We start from the raw sequence: 16,969 nt of genomic DNA, 5'->3' as shown, positions 1-16,969 counted from the left end.
GGGAAGAGCGTGCACGCACATTCCCACCCGCCGGGGGAAAACATATGATGTTCAGCCTCACTTCGGGCACTCCGGGCCCAACTCCCCCTCCCTCATCGGCAAGAGATCAAACGGGCCCGGAGCGAACAACCCCACGACGGGCCCCTCACCCTCACCCCTCAACCCCCACCCCGGCCCCGCGCGCCGGCGCCGGCGCCGCAAGCCCAGCGCCCCGCCACGCCGAGCCCCGCCGCCGCCCGAACCCGACTCGACTTTTGTCTGAACTCGGCAAAAGTTGACGCCCATTGAGCAAAATCCCCTCCCCCTTGCCATCTTCCGCCCCTGCTTTGTCTCTTGACAGTCAGTTCTTTCGCCTCGACAGTGCCCACATGCTGCTGATGCAGGACATGACAAAGAGCTTTCTTGGCATCCGCGTCCTCCACAGCGTCTCCCTCGACCTCGCGCCGGGAGAGGTGCACGCCGTCGTCGGCGAGAACGGCGCCGGCAAGTCCACCCTGATGAAGCTGCTCAGCGGGGAGCACTCCCCCGACAGCGGCCGCATCGAGATCGACGGAACGCCCCGCGTCTTCGGCCACCCCGCCCAGGCCCAGGCGGCGGGCGTCGGGATCATCCACCAGGAGCTGGCCCTGCTCCCGGACCGGACCGTCGCCGAGAACGTGTTTCTCGGCCGCGAGCCCACCCGCCGGGGCCTGGTGGACCGCGCGGCGATGGCCCGGCGGACCGCCGAGTTGCTGGCCGAGTTGAACGCCTCCGAGATCGCCCCCGACACCCCCGTGCGCGAGCTGTCGGTGGCCCTCCAGCAGACCGTGGAGGTCGCCAAGGCGCTCGCCGCCGACGTGCGGATTCTGATCATGGACGAGCCCACCGCCGCGCTCGCCGAACACGAGGTGACCGCCCTCTTCGACCTGGTCCGCCGGCTGACCGCGCGTGGCCTCGGCATCCTCTACGTCTCCCACCGGATGCGGGAGATCTTCGAACTCTCCCAGCGCATCACGGTGTTGAAGGACGGTCGGCGGGTCACCTGTGTGCGGACCGCCGACACCGACGTGGACCAGATCGTCCGCGCCATGGTCGGCCGCGAGCTGAGCGCCTACTACCCGCCGCGCGCCGATCCCGGGGCGCTGGGCGAGCCGGTGCTGACCGTCGCCGGCGGCGGCAACGACCGGCTGTCCGACATCGATCTGACCGTGCGGGCCGGCGAGGTGCTCGGCGTCGCCGGGCTCCAGGGCTCGGGGCGCAGCGCGCTGGCCCGGGCGATCTTCGGCGCCGACCCGTTCACCCGGGGCACCATGACCGTCGCCGGCAGGGCCGTGCGCCCGCGCCGCCCACGGGAGGCGATCCGCGCCGGGATCGCGCTGGTCGGCGAGGACCGCAAGGCCGAGGGGCTGACGCTCCGCCAGTCGGTGCGCGACAACACGCTGTTGGTGACCCGCGCCGTGGGCGTCGGGGAGCGCGGCGCCGGCGAGGAGACGGTGACCCGGCTGCTGGACCGGGTCCGTCTGACGTCCCGTTCCACCGGCCGGGAGGTCCGTTTCCTCTCCGGCGGCAACCAGCAGAAGGTCGTCATCGCCAAGTGGCTGGCCGCCCGCCCCAGGGTGCTGCTCTTCGACGAGCCGACCCGGGGCGTCGACGTGGGCGCCAAGGCCGCGATCCACACCCTCGTGCGGGAGTTGGCCGCCGAGGGCCTGGCCGTGCTGCTGATCTCCTCCGAACTCCCGGAGCTGATCGGGATGAGCGACCGGGTGCTGGTGCTGTCCGACGGCCGGCCGGCGGGCGAACTGCCGGCGGGGCCGAGCGAGGAGGAGATCATGCGCGGGGCCACGGCCACCGGTGCCGACCGGGCGGGGGCCGCCTGATGGCCGCCGCTTCCGAACCGGCGCCCCTGCCGGCCGTCAGACCGCCGGTCCCGGACCGCTGGCGCCGGCGCCTCGCCGACCCCACCGTCGGCATCTGGCTGGCCGCGCTCGGCGTGACCCTGCTCGGCTGGATCGTGGTGACCGTGCGCGGCGGGGAGTTCCTCACCCAGCCCAACATCACCGGCATTCTCCAGAACTGCGTGGCGCTGGGCCTGATCGCGCTCGGCCAGACGATGGTCATCCTCACCGGCTCCCTCGACCTGTCCGTCGCCTATCTCGCCAGCCTGGGCACCCTGGTGGCCGCCGAGACCATGGCCGGCAGCGACGGCAACATGGTCCCGGCGGTCCTGGCCGTGCTGGCGCTGTGCCTGGGCGTCGGGCTGGCCAACGGGCTGGTCGTGACACGGCTGAAGGTGAACGCGTTCATCGCCACGCTCGGCGTCGGGCTGATCCTGCGCGGCTGGATCGAGGACAACTACACCGGGCCGGCCGGCGAGGTCTCCCGTTCCTTCCAGCGCCTGGGCTACGACCGGATCGGCCCGGTGCCGGTCTCCGTGTTCCTGCTGGTGGCCGTGGCGTTGGCGCTCTGGTTCGTGCTGCGGCGCACCCGTCTTGGCCACCACATGTACGCCACCGGCGGCGACGAGCACGCCGCGCGGCTGTCCGGCGTGCGCACCGAACGCACGGTGCTGATCGCCCATGTGCTGTGCGCGCTGTGTGTGGGCATCGCCGCGCTGTTCCTCGCCGCGCGCTTCGGCGCCGGCTCGCCCTGGGCGGGCACCGAGGCCCGCTACGACCTGGAGTCCATCGCGGCCGTGGTGTTGGGCGGCACCATCCTGGCCGGCGGGCGCGGCGGGGTGCTGGGCACGCTCGGCGGGGTGACCGTGCTGGCCGTGCTGGACAGCGTCTTCAACCAGCTGGCCATCGACCCGTTCTTCAAGAACGTGCTGCGCGGCGTCGTCATCATCGCCGCCGTCGCCGTCTACGCCCGAGGCCGCCGCCGCGCGGGGAGGACCGGATGACCACCACGACCGCGACCCCCGTCCAGGGGCCCGTCCGCCTGGGCACCCGGCTCACCCAGACGCTGGGCACCGCGCTGCCCGTCTATGTGCTGTTGGCGTTGCTGCTGGGCGCGTTGGCCGTCACCGACGCGGGCTTCTACGAGCCGGACCGGTTCCTGGCGTTCGTCCGCCGGGCCGCGCCCCTGGTGCTGCTGGCCGCCGGCCAGTATCTCGTCATCGTCAGCGGCCACTTCGACCTGTCCGTCGGGGCGATCGTCACCACCGGGGTGGTGGCGGCGGCCGAGATCTACCACGGCTTCCCCGGCGCGCACTGGCTGGTGGTGACGCTGGCCCTGGTCGCGGCCGGCGCGCTGGTCGGGCTGGTCAACGGGCTGATCACCACCGGGCTCGGCGTGCCGTCGTTCATCACCACGCTGGGCATGATGCTGATCCTGGAGGGCGGCGTCTTCTACTGGACCGGCGGCTCGCCCACCGGGTATCTCCCGGACGACTTCCGGGCGTTGGGCCGGCAGGACGCGTTCGGCTGGCTGCCGTGGGCGGTGCTGGTCTGCGCCGTGGTGGGCGCCGCCGTGTGGTGGCTGACGCGCTCCCGCTGGGGCCGGACGCTGATCGCCACCGGGGACAGCGAACGGGCCGCCGAGCTGTCGGGCGTGGCGACGGCCCGGGTGCGGACGCTGGCCTTCGTGCTCTCCGGCGCGGCAGCGGCGCTGGCCGCCGTGCTGGTCGGCGGCTTCTCCGGGGTGTCCGCGCAGGCCGGCTCGGGGATGGAGTTCGAGGCCATCACGGCCGTGGTGCTCGGCGGGGTGCTGCTGGGCGGCGGTCGGGGCTCGGTGCTGGGTGCGATGGCCGGGGCGTTCGCGCTGACCGCGCTCTTCACGCTGCTCAACCTGCGGGGCGTCTCGGGCTCCCTTGAGCCCACCGTCCAGGGCCTGATCGTCATCGCCGCAGTCGCCGTCGGCGCCGCCAACTGGTCGCGCTGGCGCCGCCGTTCGCCCTCCCGGAACGACCAGCCGCCGCCACCCGGCACCCACGCGACCACGCCGCCGGCCGGACCGCCGCCGGCCACCGAGACCGCACCGCCGACCACGGCACCACCGACCACGGCACCGCCAACCGCAGCACCCAGCAAGGAAAATCCCTCGACTGGAGGACCCACCGCATGAGAACCCACCGTGCCGGCCGCCGCGTTGGCCGACTCGCCCGCCGCAGAACGGCCGCCGCGCTGGCCGCCGTGTTGGCGGCCGGCCTGCTCGTCTCCTGTTCCTCCGACGCCCCGGCCGAGGGCCCGCCCGACCCGGCCGGCTCCGCCCAGCCCGAGGGCGAGGGCGAGGCGCAGGAGGCCGAGTTCTTCGAGGAGGACGAGTACCAGCGGCAGTTGGCGCTCTCCGAGGAGACCCCCGAGGGCCCCGAGGGCCGGCCCTGGGAACAGATGCTGCGGCCCGAGATGGTCAGCACCGAGGAGTACGCGCTCCCCGAGGGCGAGGGCATCCACCTCTGCTTCTCCAACGCGGGCGTCTTCAACCCCTGGCGCCAGGTGGGCCTGACCACCATGGAGGCCGAGGTCGCCCAGCACGAGGAGATCGCCGAGTTCACCGTGCTGGACGCGGAGGGCAAGGACGACAAGCAGATCTCCGACATCCAGAACCTCAGCGAGCAGGACTGTGACCTGCTGATCGTCTCCCCCAACACCACGGCCACGCTGACCCCGGCCGTGGAGGAGGCGTGCACGAGGCTCCCGGTCATCGTCTTCGACCGGGGCGTCAACACCGACTGCCCGGTGACGTTCGTCCACCCGGTCGGCGGCTACGCCTACGGCGCCGCCGCGGCCGACTTCCTGGTGGAGAACGTGGAGCCCGGCGGGAAGATCCTGGCGCTGCGCATCTCGCCCGGCGTCGATGTGCTGGAGAACCGCTGGTCCGCCGCCGAGTTGGCGTTCGAGGACAGCGAACTGGAGGTCGCCGACGTCGAGTTCACCGAGGGCGACCCGGCGGTGACCAAGTCCGTCGTCTCCGACGCGATCGCGCGCCACGGCTCCATCGACGGCGTGTGGATGGACTCGGGCGCCACCGCCGTCGCCGCGATCGAGGCGTTCGAGGACGCCGGCCTCGACGTGCCGCCGATCAGCGGCGAGGACCAGCAGGACTTCCTTCAGGCGTGGGCCGAGCGCGACCTGACCGCGATCGCCCCCGGCTACCCCACGTTCCAGTGGCGCACCCCGGTCATCGCGGCGCTGAAGGTCCTGCGCGGCGAGGAGGTGCCCGGCGAGTGGGTGCTCCCGCAGCCGGTGATCACCGAGGAGAACCGGGACGACTACGTCAACGAGGACCTGCCGCCGCTGCACTACGGGCTGTGCGGCTGCGAGGACCTGCCGGGCTACCCGCAGGACTGGGGAGGTCGCTGATGCGCCTGGCCATCGGGGCCAACCCCTGGATCTGGCACGCGCCGGTGAACGAGGACGCCATCGCCGAAACCGTGCCCAAGCTGGCCGGTTGGGGCTTCGACGCGATCGAACTGCCGCTGGAGTCGCCCGGCGACTGGCTGCCGGCGAACGTCGCGGGGCTGCTGAAGCGGCACGAGCTGGCCCCGGCCGCCGTGGTCGCGGTGATGACGCCGGGCCGCGACCTGGTGCGGGCCGATCCCAGAACCGTCCGCGCCACCCAGGACTACCTGCTGCACTGCGTGGACGCCGCCCAGGCCACCGAGGCGCCGGTGGTGGCCGGGCCGGTCTACACCGCCGTCGGGCGGACCTGGCGGATGACGCGGGCCGAGCGGGAGGCGGCCTACGAGGAGTGGCGCGAGTATCTGGCGCCCGTGGTGGAGCAGGCGGTCGCGGCGGGCGTGCGGCTGGCGGTCGAGCCGTTGAACCGTTACGAGACCAGCCTGTTGAACACGGTGGGCCAGACGTTGAAGGCCCTGGAGGGGCTGCCGCCGGAGGGCATCGGCGTGGCCCTGGACACCTACCACCAGAACATCGAGGAGCACTCGCTGCCGGGGGCGGTCCGGCAGGCCGCCGGGCGGATCGTCCATGTCCAGGTCTGCGCCAACGACCGGGGCGCGCCCGGCATGGACCACCTCGACTGGCCCGGCTTCCTGCGCGCGCTGCCGGAGGCGGGCTACACCGGGCCGCTGTGCATCGAGTCGTTCACCGCCCACAACGAGTCCATCGCGGTGGCCGCCTCGGTCTGGCGGTCGCTGGCCGACACCCAGGACGCCATCGCGACCGGCGGCCTGGCCTTCCTCCGGCAGGCCGTCAAGGCCGCCGGGTCCGCCTGAGCCCGGCGGCGGGCAACGAGCCGCACCACCAGGTGTCCGTGCCGCCCCGGGCGGCACCACCGCCGCACCGCCATCCCGCTCCGTCACACATCCCTGAGGAGAGGACATCCCCCACATGAAACGTTCCACCCACCGTTCGACAAGACGTTCGGCGCCGCGCCGGAGACGGCTGCTCGCGCTGGCCGCGGCCCCGCTGCTGGCGCTCGGCGCCCTGCCGGCGCTGGCCCAGGCCGACGACGTCGAGGCCGACGCCGACTTCCGCGCCCTGGTCTTCACCCGGGCCGTCGGCTATGTCCACGACTCCATCCCCGCCGGCATCCAGATGCTGGAGGAGGAGGCCGCCGAGAACAACTTCGAGGTCGTCCAGACCGACGACCCGGCCGTCTTCAACGACGAGGAACTCGCCACCTACGACGTGGTGGTGATGCTCCAGAACTCCGGCATGATCTGGGAGACCGACGAGCAGCGCGCGGCCGTCCAGACCTATGTCCAGAACGGCGGCGGCATCGCCGCCATCCACAACACCCTCGACATGGGCATCGAGGAGGAGTTCCCCTGGTGGGACGACCTCGTCAACGGGGGCGCGCACATGCCGTCGCACTCCCCCGGCGTGCTCCAGGGCACCGCGCATGTCGCCGACCACGCGCACCCCTCGACCGCCGGGCTGCCGGAGGTGTGGGAGCGCGAGGAGGAGTGGTACAACTTCGACCCCAACCCGCGCGGCGAGGTCCATGTCCTCGTCACCGCCGACGAGTCGACCTATGACCCGGGCGGCGACGCGATGGGCCCCGACCACCCGATCTCGTGGTGTCGGGAGGCGGAGGGCGGCCAGGTCTGGGCCACCGCGATGGGCCACGACGCGGCCTCCTACACCGAGGAGGCGTTCCGCGACCACGTGGTCGGCGGCATCAGGTGGGCGGCCGGCAACCTGCCGGGCGACTGCGGCGGCACCGTCTGGAACAACTTCGACAAGGTCACCCTGGACGACAACACCGCCGACCCGATGGAGCTGGACGTCGCCGACGACGGGCGGGTCTTCTACGCCCAGCGCGGCGGCGAGCTGAAGGTCTTCGACCCGGCGACCAACTCCACCAGCACCGCGGGCACGTTGGACGTCTACACCGGCGGCGAGGACGGCCTCGTCGGCCTCGCGCTCGACCCGGACTTCGCGACCAACGGCTGGATCTACCTCTACTACGCGCCGGCCGACAGCGCCGAGGACATCAACCGGCTCTCCCGCTTCACCGTCGAGGGCGACACCCTGGACGTGGCGAGCGAGCAGACGGTGATCGAGGTCCCGGCCTACCGGGACCGGACCTACCCCGAGCCCGGGCACACCGGCGGCAGCGTGGCCTTCGGCCCGGACGGCAGCCTCTACCTGTCCACCGGCGACGACGTGCCGCCCAACCTGTCCTCGGACTGGCAGGGTTACGCGCCGATCGACTGGCGCGAGGGCGAGGAGATGCTCGACGCGGCCCGCACCTCGGGCAACACCAACGACCTGCGCGGCAAGATCCTGCGGGTGGTGCCGTCCGACGACGGCGGCTACACCATCCCCGAGGGGAACCTCTTCGCCGAGGGAACGGAGAGCACCCGGCCCGAGATCTACGCGATGGGCTTCCGCAACCCGTTCCGGTTCTCCGTCGACCCCGAGACCGGCTATGTGCACGTCGCCGACTACGGGCCAGACCGGGGTGGCCCCACCACCGACCGGGGGCCCGAGGGGCTGGTGGAGTACAACATCATCGAGGAGCCGGGCAACTACGGCTGGCCGTTCTGCCACGGCGACAACCAGCCCTACGCGCCCTACAACCCGGACACCGGTGAGGTCGGCGAGAAGTTCGACTGCGACAACCTGACCAACCCCTCGCCCAACAACACCGGTCTTGAGCAGCTGCCGCCGGTGCGGCAGCCGGACGTCTGGTACGGCTACGGCGTCTCGCCCGAGTTCCCCGAGCTGGGCGAGGGCGGCTCAGGCCCGATGGGCGGCCCGGTCTACCGCTACGACCCGGACAACCCGTCGCCGACCAAGTTCCCCGAGTACTACGACGGGACGCAGTTCCTCTTCGAGTGGACGAGGAACTACATCAAGGAGATCCCGCTGACCTCCGACGGCGGCGCGGTGTTGAACCAGCTCAACGACTTCCTGCCGACGGAGGACTTCGTCAAGCCGATGGACCTGACCTTCGGCCCCGACGGCTCGCTCTACGTCCTGGAGTGGGGCAGCGAGTTCGGCGGCGGGAACTCCGACTCCGGGCTCTACCGGATCGACTACGCGCCGAACGGGCGCGCCCCGATCGCCGAGGCGAGCGCTTCGGCGACCAGCGGCCCGGCGCCGTTGACCGTGGAGTTCTCCGCCGAGGGCTCCAGGGACCCGGGCGGCGGGGAGCTGACCTACGAGTGGGACTTCGAGGGCGACGGCACGTTCGACGCCACCGAGCCGGAGGTCTCCCACACCTACGAGGTGGTCGGACAGTACAGCGCCCAGCTCAAGGTGACCAACCCGGGCGGGGCCTCCGGCTACGCCAACATCCCCGTCACGGTGGGGAACACGGCGCCGACGGTGACCATCGACTTCCCGACCAGCGGCCAACTCATCGAGTTCGGCGACCAGATCCCCTACCAGGTGACGGTCACCGACCCGGAGGACGGCGAGATCGACTGCGAACAGGTCATCGTCAACCCGGCGTTGGGGCATGACGACCACGAGCACCCGACGACCGACCTGCACGGCTGCTCCGGCACGGTGGACACCGGCGACCTCGGCGGCCACCCGGAGGGCGCCGACCTGTACTACGTGCTCAACGCCCGCTACACCGACCGGGGCGGCGAGGGCACCGGCTCGCTGACCGGCTACGGCCGGGCGCTGCTCCAGCCGAAGCACAAGCAGGCCGAGTACCACCACGACCAGTCGGGGACGCGGATCGTCTCCCAGGCGGACGCGGAGAACGGGCAGCGGATCGGCGACATCAGCGACGGCGACTGGATCGCGTTCGAGCCGATGAGCGTCGAGGGCGTGGACTCCGTCAGCTACCGACTCTCCTCGCCCGACGGCGGCGGGGCGATCGAGCTGCGGGCCGGCGCCCCGGACGGCGAGCTGCTGGCGACGACGGAGGTGCCGGCCACCGGCGACTGGGACGTCTACCAGTCGACCGAGCCGGTGGACGTGGCCGACCTGGACGGCACCCACACGCTGTATGTCGTCTTCACCACCCCGGGCGAGAACAACTTCGACGTGGACTCGCTGTCCTTCACCACCTCCTGACCAACACCCGCTATTCAGCGGATCTTTGATCCGGAACTATCCGAACGAGGAGGAGAGAAACCCGCACCCGGACACGCTCCGGATGGAAGCTCCGCTCGGCGGCTGACCCGGCCGCCGAGCGGAGCTGTTCTCCGCGCACGGTCGGGGAGTGTGCGCCACGAGGTGAGGTGTCGACCGCCAACGCTCCTCGACGGTCGACAGAACCGATCTTTGGGGCTTGTTCCGGATGTCGAACGGCTCCCCTCCGGGCGGCCATCGGCCGGGAAGCGCATGTGAAACAGGCAAACTCCCCCAGGCCCGGGCGGGACCTTCCCCGTGCCCCTCGATCAGCCAGATGACCAACGGCGCCATAGGTCAGATGAATTGAGGGAGCCTTCTCGGGGTTCCTCGGGGTTCCCCTCATCGGAAAGGGCGGCGTGTGGGACTGGTCGACGAGGCGGTGGACCGCCTCAAGGAGATGCTGATCACCGGGGAGTTGGGCCCGGGCGACCGGTCGCCGGTGGAGAAGGGCCTCGCCGCCCGGCTCGGCGTCTCCCGTGGCACGCTGCGCGAGGCGGTCCGCACCCTCTCCGCGATGCGGGTGCTCAACACCCGCCAGGGCGACGGCACCTGTGTGACCAGCCTCGCCCCGGACATGCTGCTGGCGGGCATGGGCTGCGTGGTCGACCTGCGCCAGGACGCGACGGTCCTCCAGTTCTGCCAGGTGCGCCGGATGCCGGAGCCCCGGGCGATGGCGCTGGCCGCGCACCGGATCTCCGAGGAGACCCTGGAGGAGCTGGAACAACTCCTCGTCGACGCCGAGGAGTTGGTGCGCCAGCCGGAGGTGGACCACACCGCGCTGGTGGAGAACGACCTGCGGTTCCACGCCCTGGTCAACGAGGCGTCCGGGAACCCGGTGCTGGCCGCCGTCGTGGAGGGCATGTCCGGCGGCACCACGCGGGCACGGATCTGGCGCGGCAAGACCGACGCGGGCGCGGCCGAGCGGACCGTGGGCGAGCACCGCGCGATCCTCACGGCGCTGCGCGCCCGGGACGCCGACCGGGCCGGACTGCGGGCCGAGACGCACGTCGTCGAGGTGGAGGACTGGCTGATCGAGCACCTCGGCGGCGACGCGACGCGCTGAGCCGAACCGGGCCAACGGGCCGGCGGCCGGGGTCAGTTGGTCGGGCCGGCGAGGCGGACCCGGTGGCCGTGGAGGAGGAGGTGGAGGCGGGCCGTCTCCTCCAGTTCCTCGGCGGCGTCGGTGGCCGCCGCCAGGCTCGGGCCGGCGACGACCGGGCCGTGGTTGGCGAGGAGGAACGCGTGGTGGTCGGCGGCGGCCGCCTCCGCGAGCGGGCCGAGCGCGAGGTCGCCCGGGGCGTGGTAGGGCAGCAGCGGCAGCCGGCCCACCCGCATCCGGTAGTAGGCGGTCAGCGGCGGCAGCGCGTCGGCCGGGTCGACGTCGGCGAGGCAGGAGACGGCGACGGCGTGCGTCGCGTGCAGATGGACCACGGCCCCGGCCTCGGGCCTGGCGCGGTAGACCGCCGCGTGGAGGAACGCCTCCTTGGTGGGGCGTGGGCCGGCCAGGTGGCGGCCTTCGCGGTCGATCACGGCGAGCGCCTCGGGGTCGAGCGCGCCCAGGCTGGCGCCGGTGGGGGTGACCAGGACCCGACCGTCGGGCAGCCGCACGGAGAGGTTGCCGGTGCTGCCGTGGGTGCGGCCCCGGTCGAACAACGAGCGTCCGGTCGCGACGAGTTGGGCGGCCGGCTCCGCAGGGTGCGGGGTCATGGGGTGGGCTCCTCGACGGGTTCCAGGGCGCGGGCGAAGAGGTCGGGCGCGCCGAAGTTGCCGGACTTCAGCATGAGATGGAGCGGGTCGTCGCCGAGGGTGCGGGTCCAGGGCACGCCCGGGTCGGCCTCGGGGCCGACCACCACGGCCGGCACCCGCAGCGCGGTGGTGACGGCGCCCGAGGTCTCCCCGCCGGCGACCAGCAGCCGGCGCGTGCCGCGTCCCACCAGCCGCACCGCCAGCTCGGCCAGCAGCGCCTCGACGGTGGCCGCCGCCCGTTCCGCGCCCAACTCCCGCTGGATGGCGGCGAGTTCCGCCGGCGGCGCGGAGGCGTGGAGGAGCGGGATGGCGTCGGGCGGCAGGGTGGCGTGCCAGGCGAGGGCCTCGCCGAGCACGTCGCGGCCGGCGAGGGCGGCGCGGGGGTCGATCCGGAACGCCGGGTGGCGCGCGGCGAAGTGGGCGATCTGCTCCAGGGTGCGGGCCGAGCAGCTGCCGGCGAGGACGGCCCCGGGGCCCGCGCGGGGCGGCTCCTCGGTGGCAGCCGGCCCGGCGGGGGCGAGCGAGCGGGCCAGGCCCTCGGCGAGGCCGGCCGCGCCGGTGAGCAGGGCCCGTTCACCGGCGGCGGCCCCCAGCACGGTCAGGTCCTCGGGGGTGAGGGCGTCGGCGACGAGGTGGCGCTCGCCGGCCGCCGCGCGTTCGGCGAGCGCCTCCGCGACGGCGTGCGCGCCGGCGCGCACCACGGGCAGCGGGATCAGGCCGACCGGGTGCGGGGTCTGGGGGGCCAGCAGCCGCCGCAGGTCGGATGCGGTCATGGGGTTGAGCGGGTGGTGGCGCATCGGCGTCTCGGCCAACGGCCGGCCGTGGACGAGGAGTTGGCCCCGGTGGACGGTGCGGCCGTGCTCGGGCGCGGCCGGGCAGACCAGGGTGGTGGCCTGCCCGGTCTCGGCGAGCAGGGCGTCGGCGACGGGCCCGATGTTGCCGCGCGGGGTGGAGTCGAACGTCGAGCAGTACTTCCAGTAGAGGCGGCGGACGCCGGCGGCGCGCAGCCAACGGGCGGCGGCCGTCGCCTCGTTGACGGCGCGGGCGGCCGGAACGCCGCGGATCTTCAGCGCCACCACCACGGCCGCGCAGCCCTCGGGCGCGGGGAGCGCGGCGTCGGGGACGCCGAAGAGCAGCGCGGTGCGGACGCCGGCGCGGCGCAGCGCGGCGGCCACATCGGTGGCGCCGGTGAAGTCGTCGGCGACGACGCCGAGTGCGATGGTCAACGGGGTTCCCCTCACGGTTGGGCCGTGGTCCAGACGGCCGTGTCGGGCGGGAGCAGGTGCCCGTCCCGGGGGCCGCCGTCCAGGGGGCGGCCCAGGGGGCCGCTGGCCAGCAGCGGGGCGGCGGCGGTCAGCGGCACGGGGGTCTGCCCGAGGTTGACGACGCAGCGCAGCCGGCCGTTGGCCAGGTCGAGCACGCCGGCGGGCGCGCCCGGCGCCCAGCTGAGGGCGCGCCCCCCGGCGTGCGCCCGGCGCAGCCGCAGCGCCTCGGTGTAGAGGGCCAGCGTGGAGTCCGGGTCATCGCGCTGGGCGGCCACCGACAGCTCGGCCCAGTCGGCGGGTTGGGGCAGCCAGCCGGGGCCGGGGCCGAAGCCGAGGGAGGGGCCGCCGCGCTCCCAGGGCAGCGGGACGCGGCAGCCGTCGCGGCCCTTGCGGGCGCCCCGGGAGCGCAGCCGCACCGGGTCGGCGAGCACCGCCTCGGGCAGGTCGGCCACCTCGGGCAGGCCCAGTTCCTCGCCCTGGTAGAGGTAGGCGCAGCCGGGCAGCGCGAGCAGCAGCAGCGCGGCCGCCCGCGCGCGGCGGGTGGCGAGCGCCGGGTCGAGCGCCGGCTCCTTCCCGTCGGTGCGCAACCAGGCGTCCGGGTCCACGCCGGCGGGCAGCGCCAGCCGGGAGGCGTGGCGCACCACGTCGTGGTTGGAGAGGACCCAGGTGGGGCCGGCGTCGGGCGCGCCGGGTGCGGCCAGCGAGCGGTCGATCACCTCGCGCAGCTCGGCGGCGTCCCAACCGGCCGACAGGAAGTCGAAGTTGAACGTCTGGTGCAGCTCGCCCGGGTCGGTGTAGCGGGCGCGGCGGGCGGCCTCGGCCCAGGACTCGCCGACGGCGGCGGCCGGCGGGGTGTGGGCGTCGAGCACGGCGCGGAAGCCGCGCAGGATGGTGTGGACCTCGTCGCGGTCCCAGAACGGGTGGTCGCCCTCCCAGCCGGCGCCGACGATCCGGTGGTGCACCTGGTCGGGGCCGAGGTCGCGCAGCGGCGCCGCCAGGTCCTTGGCCATGCCGTGGGCGACGTCGAAGCGGAAGCCGTCCACGCCGCGCGCCAGCCAGAACCGCAGCACGTCGGCGAACTCGGCGGCCACCTCCGGGTTGTCCCAGTTGAGGTCGGGCTGTTCGGGGGCGAACAGGTGGAGGTACCACTGGCCGTCGGGCACCCGCGTCCAGGCGGGGCCGCCGAAGACGGAGCGCCAGTCGGTGGGCGGCCGGGGCCCCTCGGGGTCCTCGCGGCCGTCGCGGAAGACATAGCGCTCGCGCGCGGGGTCGCCGGGCGGGGCGGCGAGGGCCTCCTGGAACCAGCGGTGCCGGTCGGAGGTGTGGTTGGCGACGATGTCCACGATGACGCGCAGGCCGAGTTGGTGGGCGCGGGCGAGCAGCGCGTCGGCGTCACCGAGGGTGCCGAAGCGGGGGTCGACGTCGCGGTAGTCGGCGACGTCGTAGCCGCCGTCGGCCTGCGGGGAGGGGTAGAACGGGGTGAGCCAGACGGCGTCGGCGCCCAACGCGGCGATGTGGTCGAGGCGTTGGGTGATGCCGGGCAGGTCGCCCACGCCGTCGCCGTCGGAGTCGGCGAAGGAGCGGACATAGATCTGGTAGATGACGGCGTCGCGCCACCAGGGCTGCGGCTCGGCTGTGGGCATGGTCGGCGGTTCCCCTCCGGTTCAGGGCGGTGCGGGCGGCAGGTGAACTAACGGGCGACGGCGGCGAGTTGGGCGGCGCCGGAGCGGGGCGAGCTGAGCACCGGCACGGGCAGCGCGTCCCCGGGAACGGCGGCCGCCATGGACGCCTGGGCGAGGACCAGCACGTCGTGGCCCTCGGCCAGCCGGCGGGCCTCCTCGGCGATCAGCCGGTCGTGCTCCTCCTGCCGGCCGGCCACCCTGGCCTGGTACGCGCCGGCGCAGGTGGAGGTGGTCAGCGTCAACGGGGCGCCGGCCGCCGCCGCCTGACGTTCCACCAGTTCGGCGGTGGGCCGCAGCGTGGAGTCCAGGGTGGCGAGCACCGCGACCCTCGGGCCGGTGGCCACCGCCCGGGCGGCCATGGGCTCGTCGACCCGGAAGACCGGGATGTCCACCAGGGCCCGCGCCTGTTCTGCGGCCGGGCCGATGGAGGAGCAGGTGACCAACACGGCGCGGGCGCCGGCCTGTTGGGCGCCGGTGAGGTGCGCGGCGAGCCGGGCGGTGGTGCGCGGCAGCGGCCCGTGCGCGATGGTGTCGGCCAGCAGGCTCTCGTCCACGAGGTGGTAGGGCGCGACGCCGGGCGCCTCCTCGGCGAGCAGCGGGGCGAAGACGGCGGGCAGCGCGGCGACGGTGTGCAGCACGCAGACGCGGGGCGGTGCGGCATCACGTTCAGGGGTTCGTTCGGTCGTCCCAGGGGCGCCGGTCATCGGGTGGCCCCCTCGGTGGCGCGGTGGGCGGCGGTGTCCCACCAGGGGCGGCCGTGGCGGTCGACGATCTCGCCGAGGTCGCGCAGCCGCGCGGCGCAGCGGGCGCGGAGCACCGGGTTGGGGTCGGCGGCGGGGAGCGCGTCGGTCCACAGCGCGCGCCCGGCGAGGAAGCCGGAGGCGCCGGCGCGGCAGGCGGCCTCCACGGCGCGCGGGAAGTCGGTGGGCGCGACGCCCTGGGAGAGCACCACCCAGGGCACGTCCACCACGGCGTCGATCCGTTCGGCCTGGGCGGCGATCCCGGCGACGGTGCCGACGCCGCCGTCGGGCACCTGGCACTTGTACAACGACGGCTTCAGCGGGGCGAGTTCGCGGGCGGCCTCGACGATGGAGGCGTTGAGGTCGAAGGTGCCGGCGGCCTCCTCCTCGGGCGTGGCGCGGGCGACCGGCTCCAGCACGGAGGCGAGGCCGGCGTCCCGGCAGAGGGCGACAAAGCGCTCGGCGAGCGCGGCGCGCCGCTCCCGGTGGGCGTCGCGGCGCCAGACGATCAGCAGCTTGAGGGCGCGGGTGCCGTCCGCGACGACGGATGCGGGGTCGATCGACGCGTCGAGGTCGGTGTCGGTGACCGGTCCGCCGGGCTCCTGCTCCAGGGCGTCCACGGCGAGGATCGCGGCGCAGCTGTCGGGCAGCACCCGCTGGTCGACCAGGGTGCGGTAGCCGTACTGGCGGTCGATGAGCAACGCGGAGGCGTGCGGGCCGAGTTCGCGGGCGACGGAGAGCTTGAACGCGGTCAGCTCGGCGTCGGCTATCGCGGCGCGGTCGCGGCCGGTGTGCTCGACGATCAGGGTGCGCAGCGAGTCCCGCTGGTCGGCGGCGACCATGGCGAAGGTGCCGGTGGGGCGGGCCAGGGCGGCGACGGGCGGCTTGGGGCTCATGAGGTGGGTCAACTCCGTTGCTGTCGTGAGTCGTTGGCCTGGCCGGCGGCGGGCGCGGTGACCAGGGGCAGGAACGCGGCGGCGTAACGGCGTTGGTAGGCCGCCGCGTTCTCCTCCTCGCCGGGGGCGAGGCGTTCGGTGGGCAGGGGCTTCGGCGTCGGGTGGCCGGCGGCCTCGGCGGCGCGCAGCGCTGCGCCGAGCGCCGGGGCGTGCGGCTCGGCCAGCACCCGGGTCTCCCAGGGGCTGACGGCGGCCTTGACCCGGGGCCAGCGCGGCTGGGCGACGGGCCCGCCGAGCAGGGTGACCGCCGCCGGCCTGTGGCCCGTGAGCGCGGCCTGGGTCTCGACCATCCAGCGCGCCTGGTAGGCGGTGGACTCCACGATGGCCAGGGCGAGTTGGGCCCGGTCGTCCTCGGGCCGCAGGCCGTGCAGGGCCAGCCGCCGCCCCGGGTCGGGGTCGGGCGCCGAGCGTCCGGTGAGGTACGGCTCGACGGTGATGCCGGTGGGTCCGGGGCCCGCCGCGGCCAGCAGCGCGCCCAGCGCGGCGTGGCGTTCGGCGCCGGGCGGCGGCAGGCCCAGCAGCCGGTCGCCGGCCCACTCGACCAGGGCGCCGCAGCCGCCGGTGCCGGCCAGCAGGTACCAGGTGGCGCCGTCCACGGCGCGGCCGAAGCCCATGCCCTGTTCCAACGCCGAGGCGGCGTCGGGAGGTTGGGCGGCCAGGGTGGCACAGCCTCGGCGGTGCCGAGCGAGTCGGCGACCCGCCCCGGGGCGCGGACCCCGGCGGCCCAGGCGCCGACGGGGTGGTCGTGTCCCGCGAGCAGCACGGGCGTTCCGGCGCGCAGCCCTGGCACCCGCGCGGCGGCGGCCTCGGTGACGGCGCCGGTCGGCCGGCCCGGCGGCAGCACCGGCGGCAGCCGGTCCGGGTCGAGTCCGGCCTCGGCGATCAACTCGGCGTCCCAGCACCGGCGGTGGACGTCGAACGCCATGGTGCGCTGGGCGAGGGTGACCTCGGTGGCCAGCCGCCCGGTGAGCGCGCGCACCGCCAGCTCGGGCGCGCCGGCCCAGCCGCGCATGGCGGCCAGCGCCTCCGGCGCGCGCTCGGCGAGCCAACGCCACTTCGCCAGCGGCGCCTTGGCGGACGGCCGCACCCCGGTGGCCGCGTGCA

General features: G+C 74.2%; 13 protein-coding genes and 1 pseudogene. 7 read left to right on the top strand and 7 right to left on the bottom strand.

The features are described from left to right. Window positions 1-368: 368 nt before the first annotated feature. The 7 genes from EBN88_RS13920 (at window position 369) to EBN88_RS13890 (ending at window position 10,539) form a co-directional block, all read left to right on the top strand. Window positions 369-1,856, top strand: a complete 1,488-nt coding sequence (locus tag EBN88_RS13920; protein WP_122184185.1) for a sugar ABC transporter ATP-binding protein — start codon at window positions 369-371, stop codon at window positions 1,854-1,856. Continuing rightward, complete coding sequence (locus EBN88_RS13915; RefSeq protein WP_122184184.1) at window positions 1,856-2,878, top strand: ABC transporter permease; 1,023 nt, start codon at window positions 1,856-1,858, stop codon at window positions 2,876-2,878. Before EBN88_RS13920 ends, EBN88_RS13915 begins: the two co-directional genes overlap by 1 nt. Continuing rightward, window positions 2,875-4,041, top strand: a complete 1,167-nt coding sequence (locus tag EBN88_RS13910; RefSeq protein ID WP_122184183.1) for an ABC transporter permease — start codon at window positions 2,875-2,877, stop codon at window positions 4,039-4,041. The genes EBN88_RS13915 and EBN88_RS13910 overlap by 4 nt, the downstream gene beginning before the upstream one ends. Beyond that, window positions 4,038-5,279 (top strand): substrate-binding domain-containing protein, encoded by a 1,242-nt coding sequence (locus EBN88_RS13905; protein ID WP_122184182.1) that lies wholly within the window; start codon window positions 4,038-4,040, stop codon window positions 5,277-5,279. The genes EBN88_RS13910 and EBN88_RS13905 overlap by 4 nt, the downstream gene beginning before the upstream one ends. After that, complete coding sequence (locus EBN88_RS13900) at window positions 5,279-6,151, top strand: sugar phosphate isomerase/epimerase family protein (protein ID WP_122184181.1); 873 nt, start codon at window positions 5,279-5,281, stop codon at window positions 6,149-6,151. The genes EBN88_RS13905 and EBN88_RS13900 overlap by 1 nt, the downstream gene beginning before the upstream one ends. Before the next feature lie 115 nt (window positions 6,152-6,266). Further along, on the top strand, window positions 6,267-9,416 hold the full coding sequence (locus EBN88_RS13895; RefSeq protein WP_122184180.1) for a ThuA domain-containing protein: 3,150 nt from the start codon (window positions 6,267-6,269) through the stop codon (window positions 9,414-9,416). Between the two features lie 418 nt (window positions 9,417-9,834). Beyond that, window positions 9,835-10,539: a FadR/GntR family transcriptional regulator gene (locus EBN88_RS13890; RefSeq protein WP_122184179.1), complete on the top strand. Its 705-nt coding sequence runs from the start codon at window positions 9,835-9,837 to the stop codon at window positions 10,537-10,539. 32 nt (window positions 10,540-10,571) lie between these two features. Here EBN88_RS13890 and otnC read toward each other — a convergent pair whose 3' ends face one another. The 7 genes and pseudogenes from otnC to EBN88_RS32705 form a co-directional block, all read right to left on the bottom strand. Beyond that, entirely contained in the window at window positions 10,572-11,183 is a 612-nt protein-coding gene (gene otnC, locus EBN88_RS13885; RefSeq protein WP_122184178.1) for a 3-oxo-tetronate 4-phosphate decarboxylase, read from the bottom strand. Next, window positions 11,180-12,448 carry a 3-oxo-tetronate kinase gene (otnK, locus tag EBN88_RS13880; protein WP_122184177.1) on the bottom strand — a complete coding sequence of 423 codons (1,269 nt, stop codon included), beginning with the start codon at window positions 12,446-12,448 and terminating at the stop codon, window positions 11,180-11,182. The genes otnC and otnK overlap by 4 nt, the downstream gene beginning before the upstream one ends. Before the next feature lie 11 nt (window positions 12,449-12,459). Next, window positions 12,460-14,130 carry a glycoside hydrolase family 13 protein gene (locus EBN88_RS13875; RefSeq protein ID WP_122184176.1) on the bottom strand — a complete coding sequence of 557 codons (1,671 nt, stop codon included), beginning with the start codon at window positions 14,128-14,130 and terminating at the stop codon, window positions 12,460-12,462. Between the two features lie 47 nt (window positions 14,131-14,177). Further along, complete coding sequence (locus EBN88_RS31810; protein ID WP_233580656.1) at window positions 14,178-14,807, bottom strand: aspartate/glutamate racemase family protein; 630 nt, start codon at window positions 14,805-14,807, stop codon at window positions 14,178-14,180. A gap of 62 nt (window positions 14,808-14,869) precedes the next feature. After that, window positions 14,870-15,805: a hypothetical protein gene (locus EBN88_RS13865; RefSeq protein ID WP_122184175.1), complete on the bottom strand. Its 936-nt coding sequence runs from the start codon at window positions 15,803-15,805 to the stop codon at window positions 14,870-14,872. Between the two features lie 8 nt (window positions 15,806-15,813). Beyond that, window positions 15,814-16,479 (bottom strand): FGGY-family carbohydrate kinase, encoded by a 666-nt coding sequence (locus EBN88_RS13860; protein ID WP_122184174.1) that lies wholly within the window; start codon window positions 16,477-16,479, stop codon window positions 15,814-15,816. 176 nt (window positions 16,480-16,655) lie between these two features. After that, window positions 16,656-16,952: pseudogene (locus EBN88_RS32705) on the bottom strand (FGGY family carbohydrate kinase); the annotation flags it as partial. Between the last annotated feature and the right edge of the window lie 17 nt (window positions 16,953-16,969).

The organism is Streptomyces triticirhizae (assembly GCF_003696235.1).
Classification (GTDB): domain Bacteria; phylum Actinomycetota; class Actinomycetes; order Streptomycetales; family Streptomycetaceae; genus Streptomyces; species Streptomyces triticirhizae.
The sequence above is the reverse complement of the archived record's forward strand: the minus strand, read 5'-3'. Positions and strand labels throughout refer to the sequence as shown.

Bases quoted from the DNA above. Each gene is read 5' to 3' on its own strand.
- EBN88_RS13895 (WP_122184180.1), top strand. From the start codon at position 6,267: ATGAAACGTTCCACCCACCGTTCGACAAGACGTTCGGCGCCGCGCCGG.
- EBN88_RS13905 (WP_122184182.1), top strand. From the start codon at position 4,038: ATGAGAACCCACCGTGCCGGCCGCCGCGTTGGCCGACTCGCCCGCCGC.
- EBN88_RS13860 (WP_122184174.1), bottom strand. From the start codon at position 16,479: ATGGGCTTCGGCCGCGCCGTGGACGGCGCCACCTGGTACCTGCTGGCC.
- EBN88_RS13915 (WP_122184184.1), top strand. From the start codon at position 1,856: ATGGCCGCCGCTTCCGAACCGGCGCCCCTGCCGGCCGTCAGACCGCCG.
- otnC (WP_122184178.1), bottom strand. From the start codon at position 11,183: ATGACCCCGCACCCTGCGGAGCCGGCCGCCCAACTCGTCGCGACCGGA.
- EBN88_RS13920 (WP_122184185.1), top strand. From the start codon at position 369: ATGCTGCTGATGCAGGACATGACAAAGAGCTTTCTTGGCATCCGCGTC.
- EBN88_RS13865 (WP_122184175.1), bottom strand. From the start codon at position 15,805: ATGAGCCCCAAGCCGCCCGTCGCCGCCCTGGCCCGCCCCACCGGCACC.
- EBN88_RS13910 (WP_122184183.1), top strand. From the start codon at position 2,875: ATGACCACCACGACCGCGACCCCCGTCCAGGGGCCCGTCCGCCTGGGC.
- EBN88_RS13900 (WP_122184181.1), top strand. From the start codon at position 5,279: ATGCGCCTGGCCATCGGGGCCAACCCCTGGATCTGGCACGCGCCGGTG.
- EBN88_RS13875 (WP_122184176.1), bottom strand. From the start codon at position 14,130: ATGCCCACAGCCGAGCCGCAGCCCTGGTGGCGCGACGCCGTCATCTAC.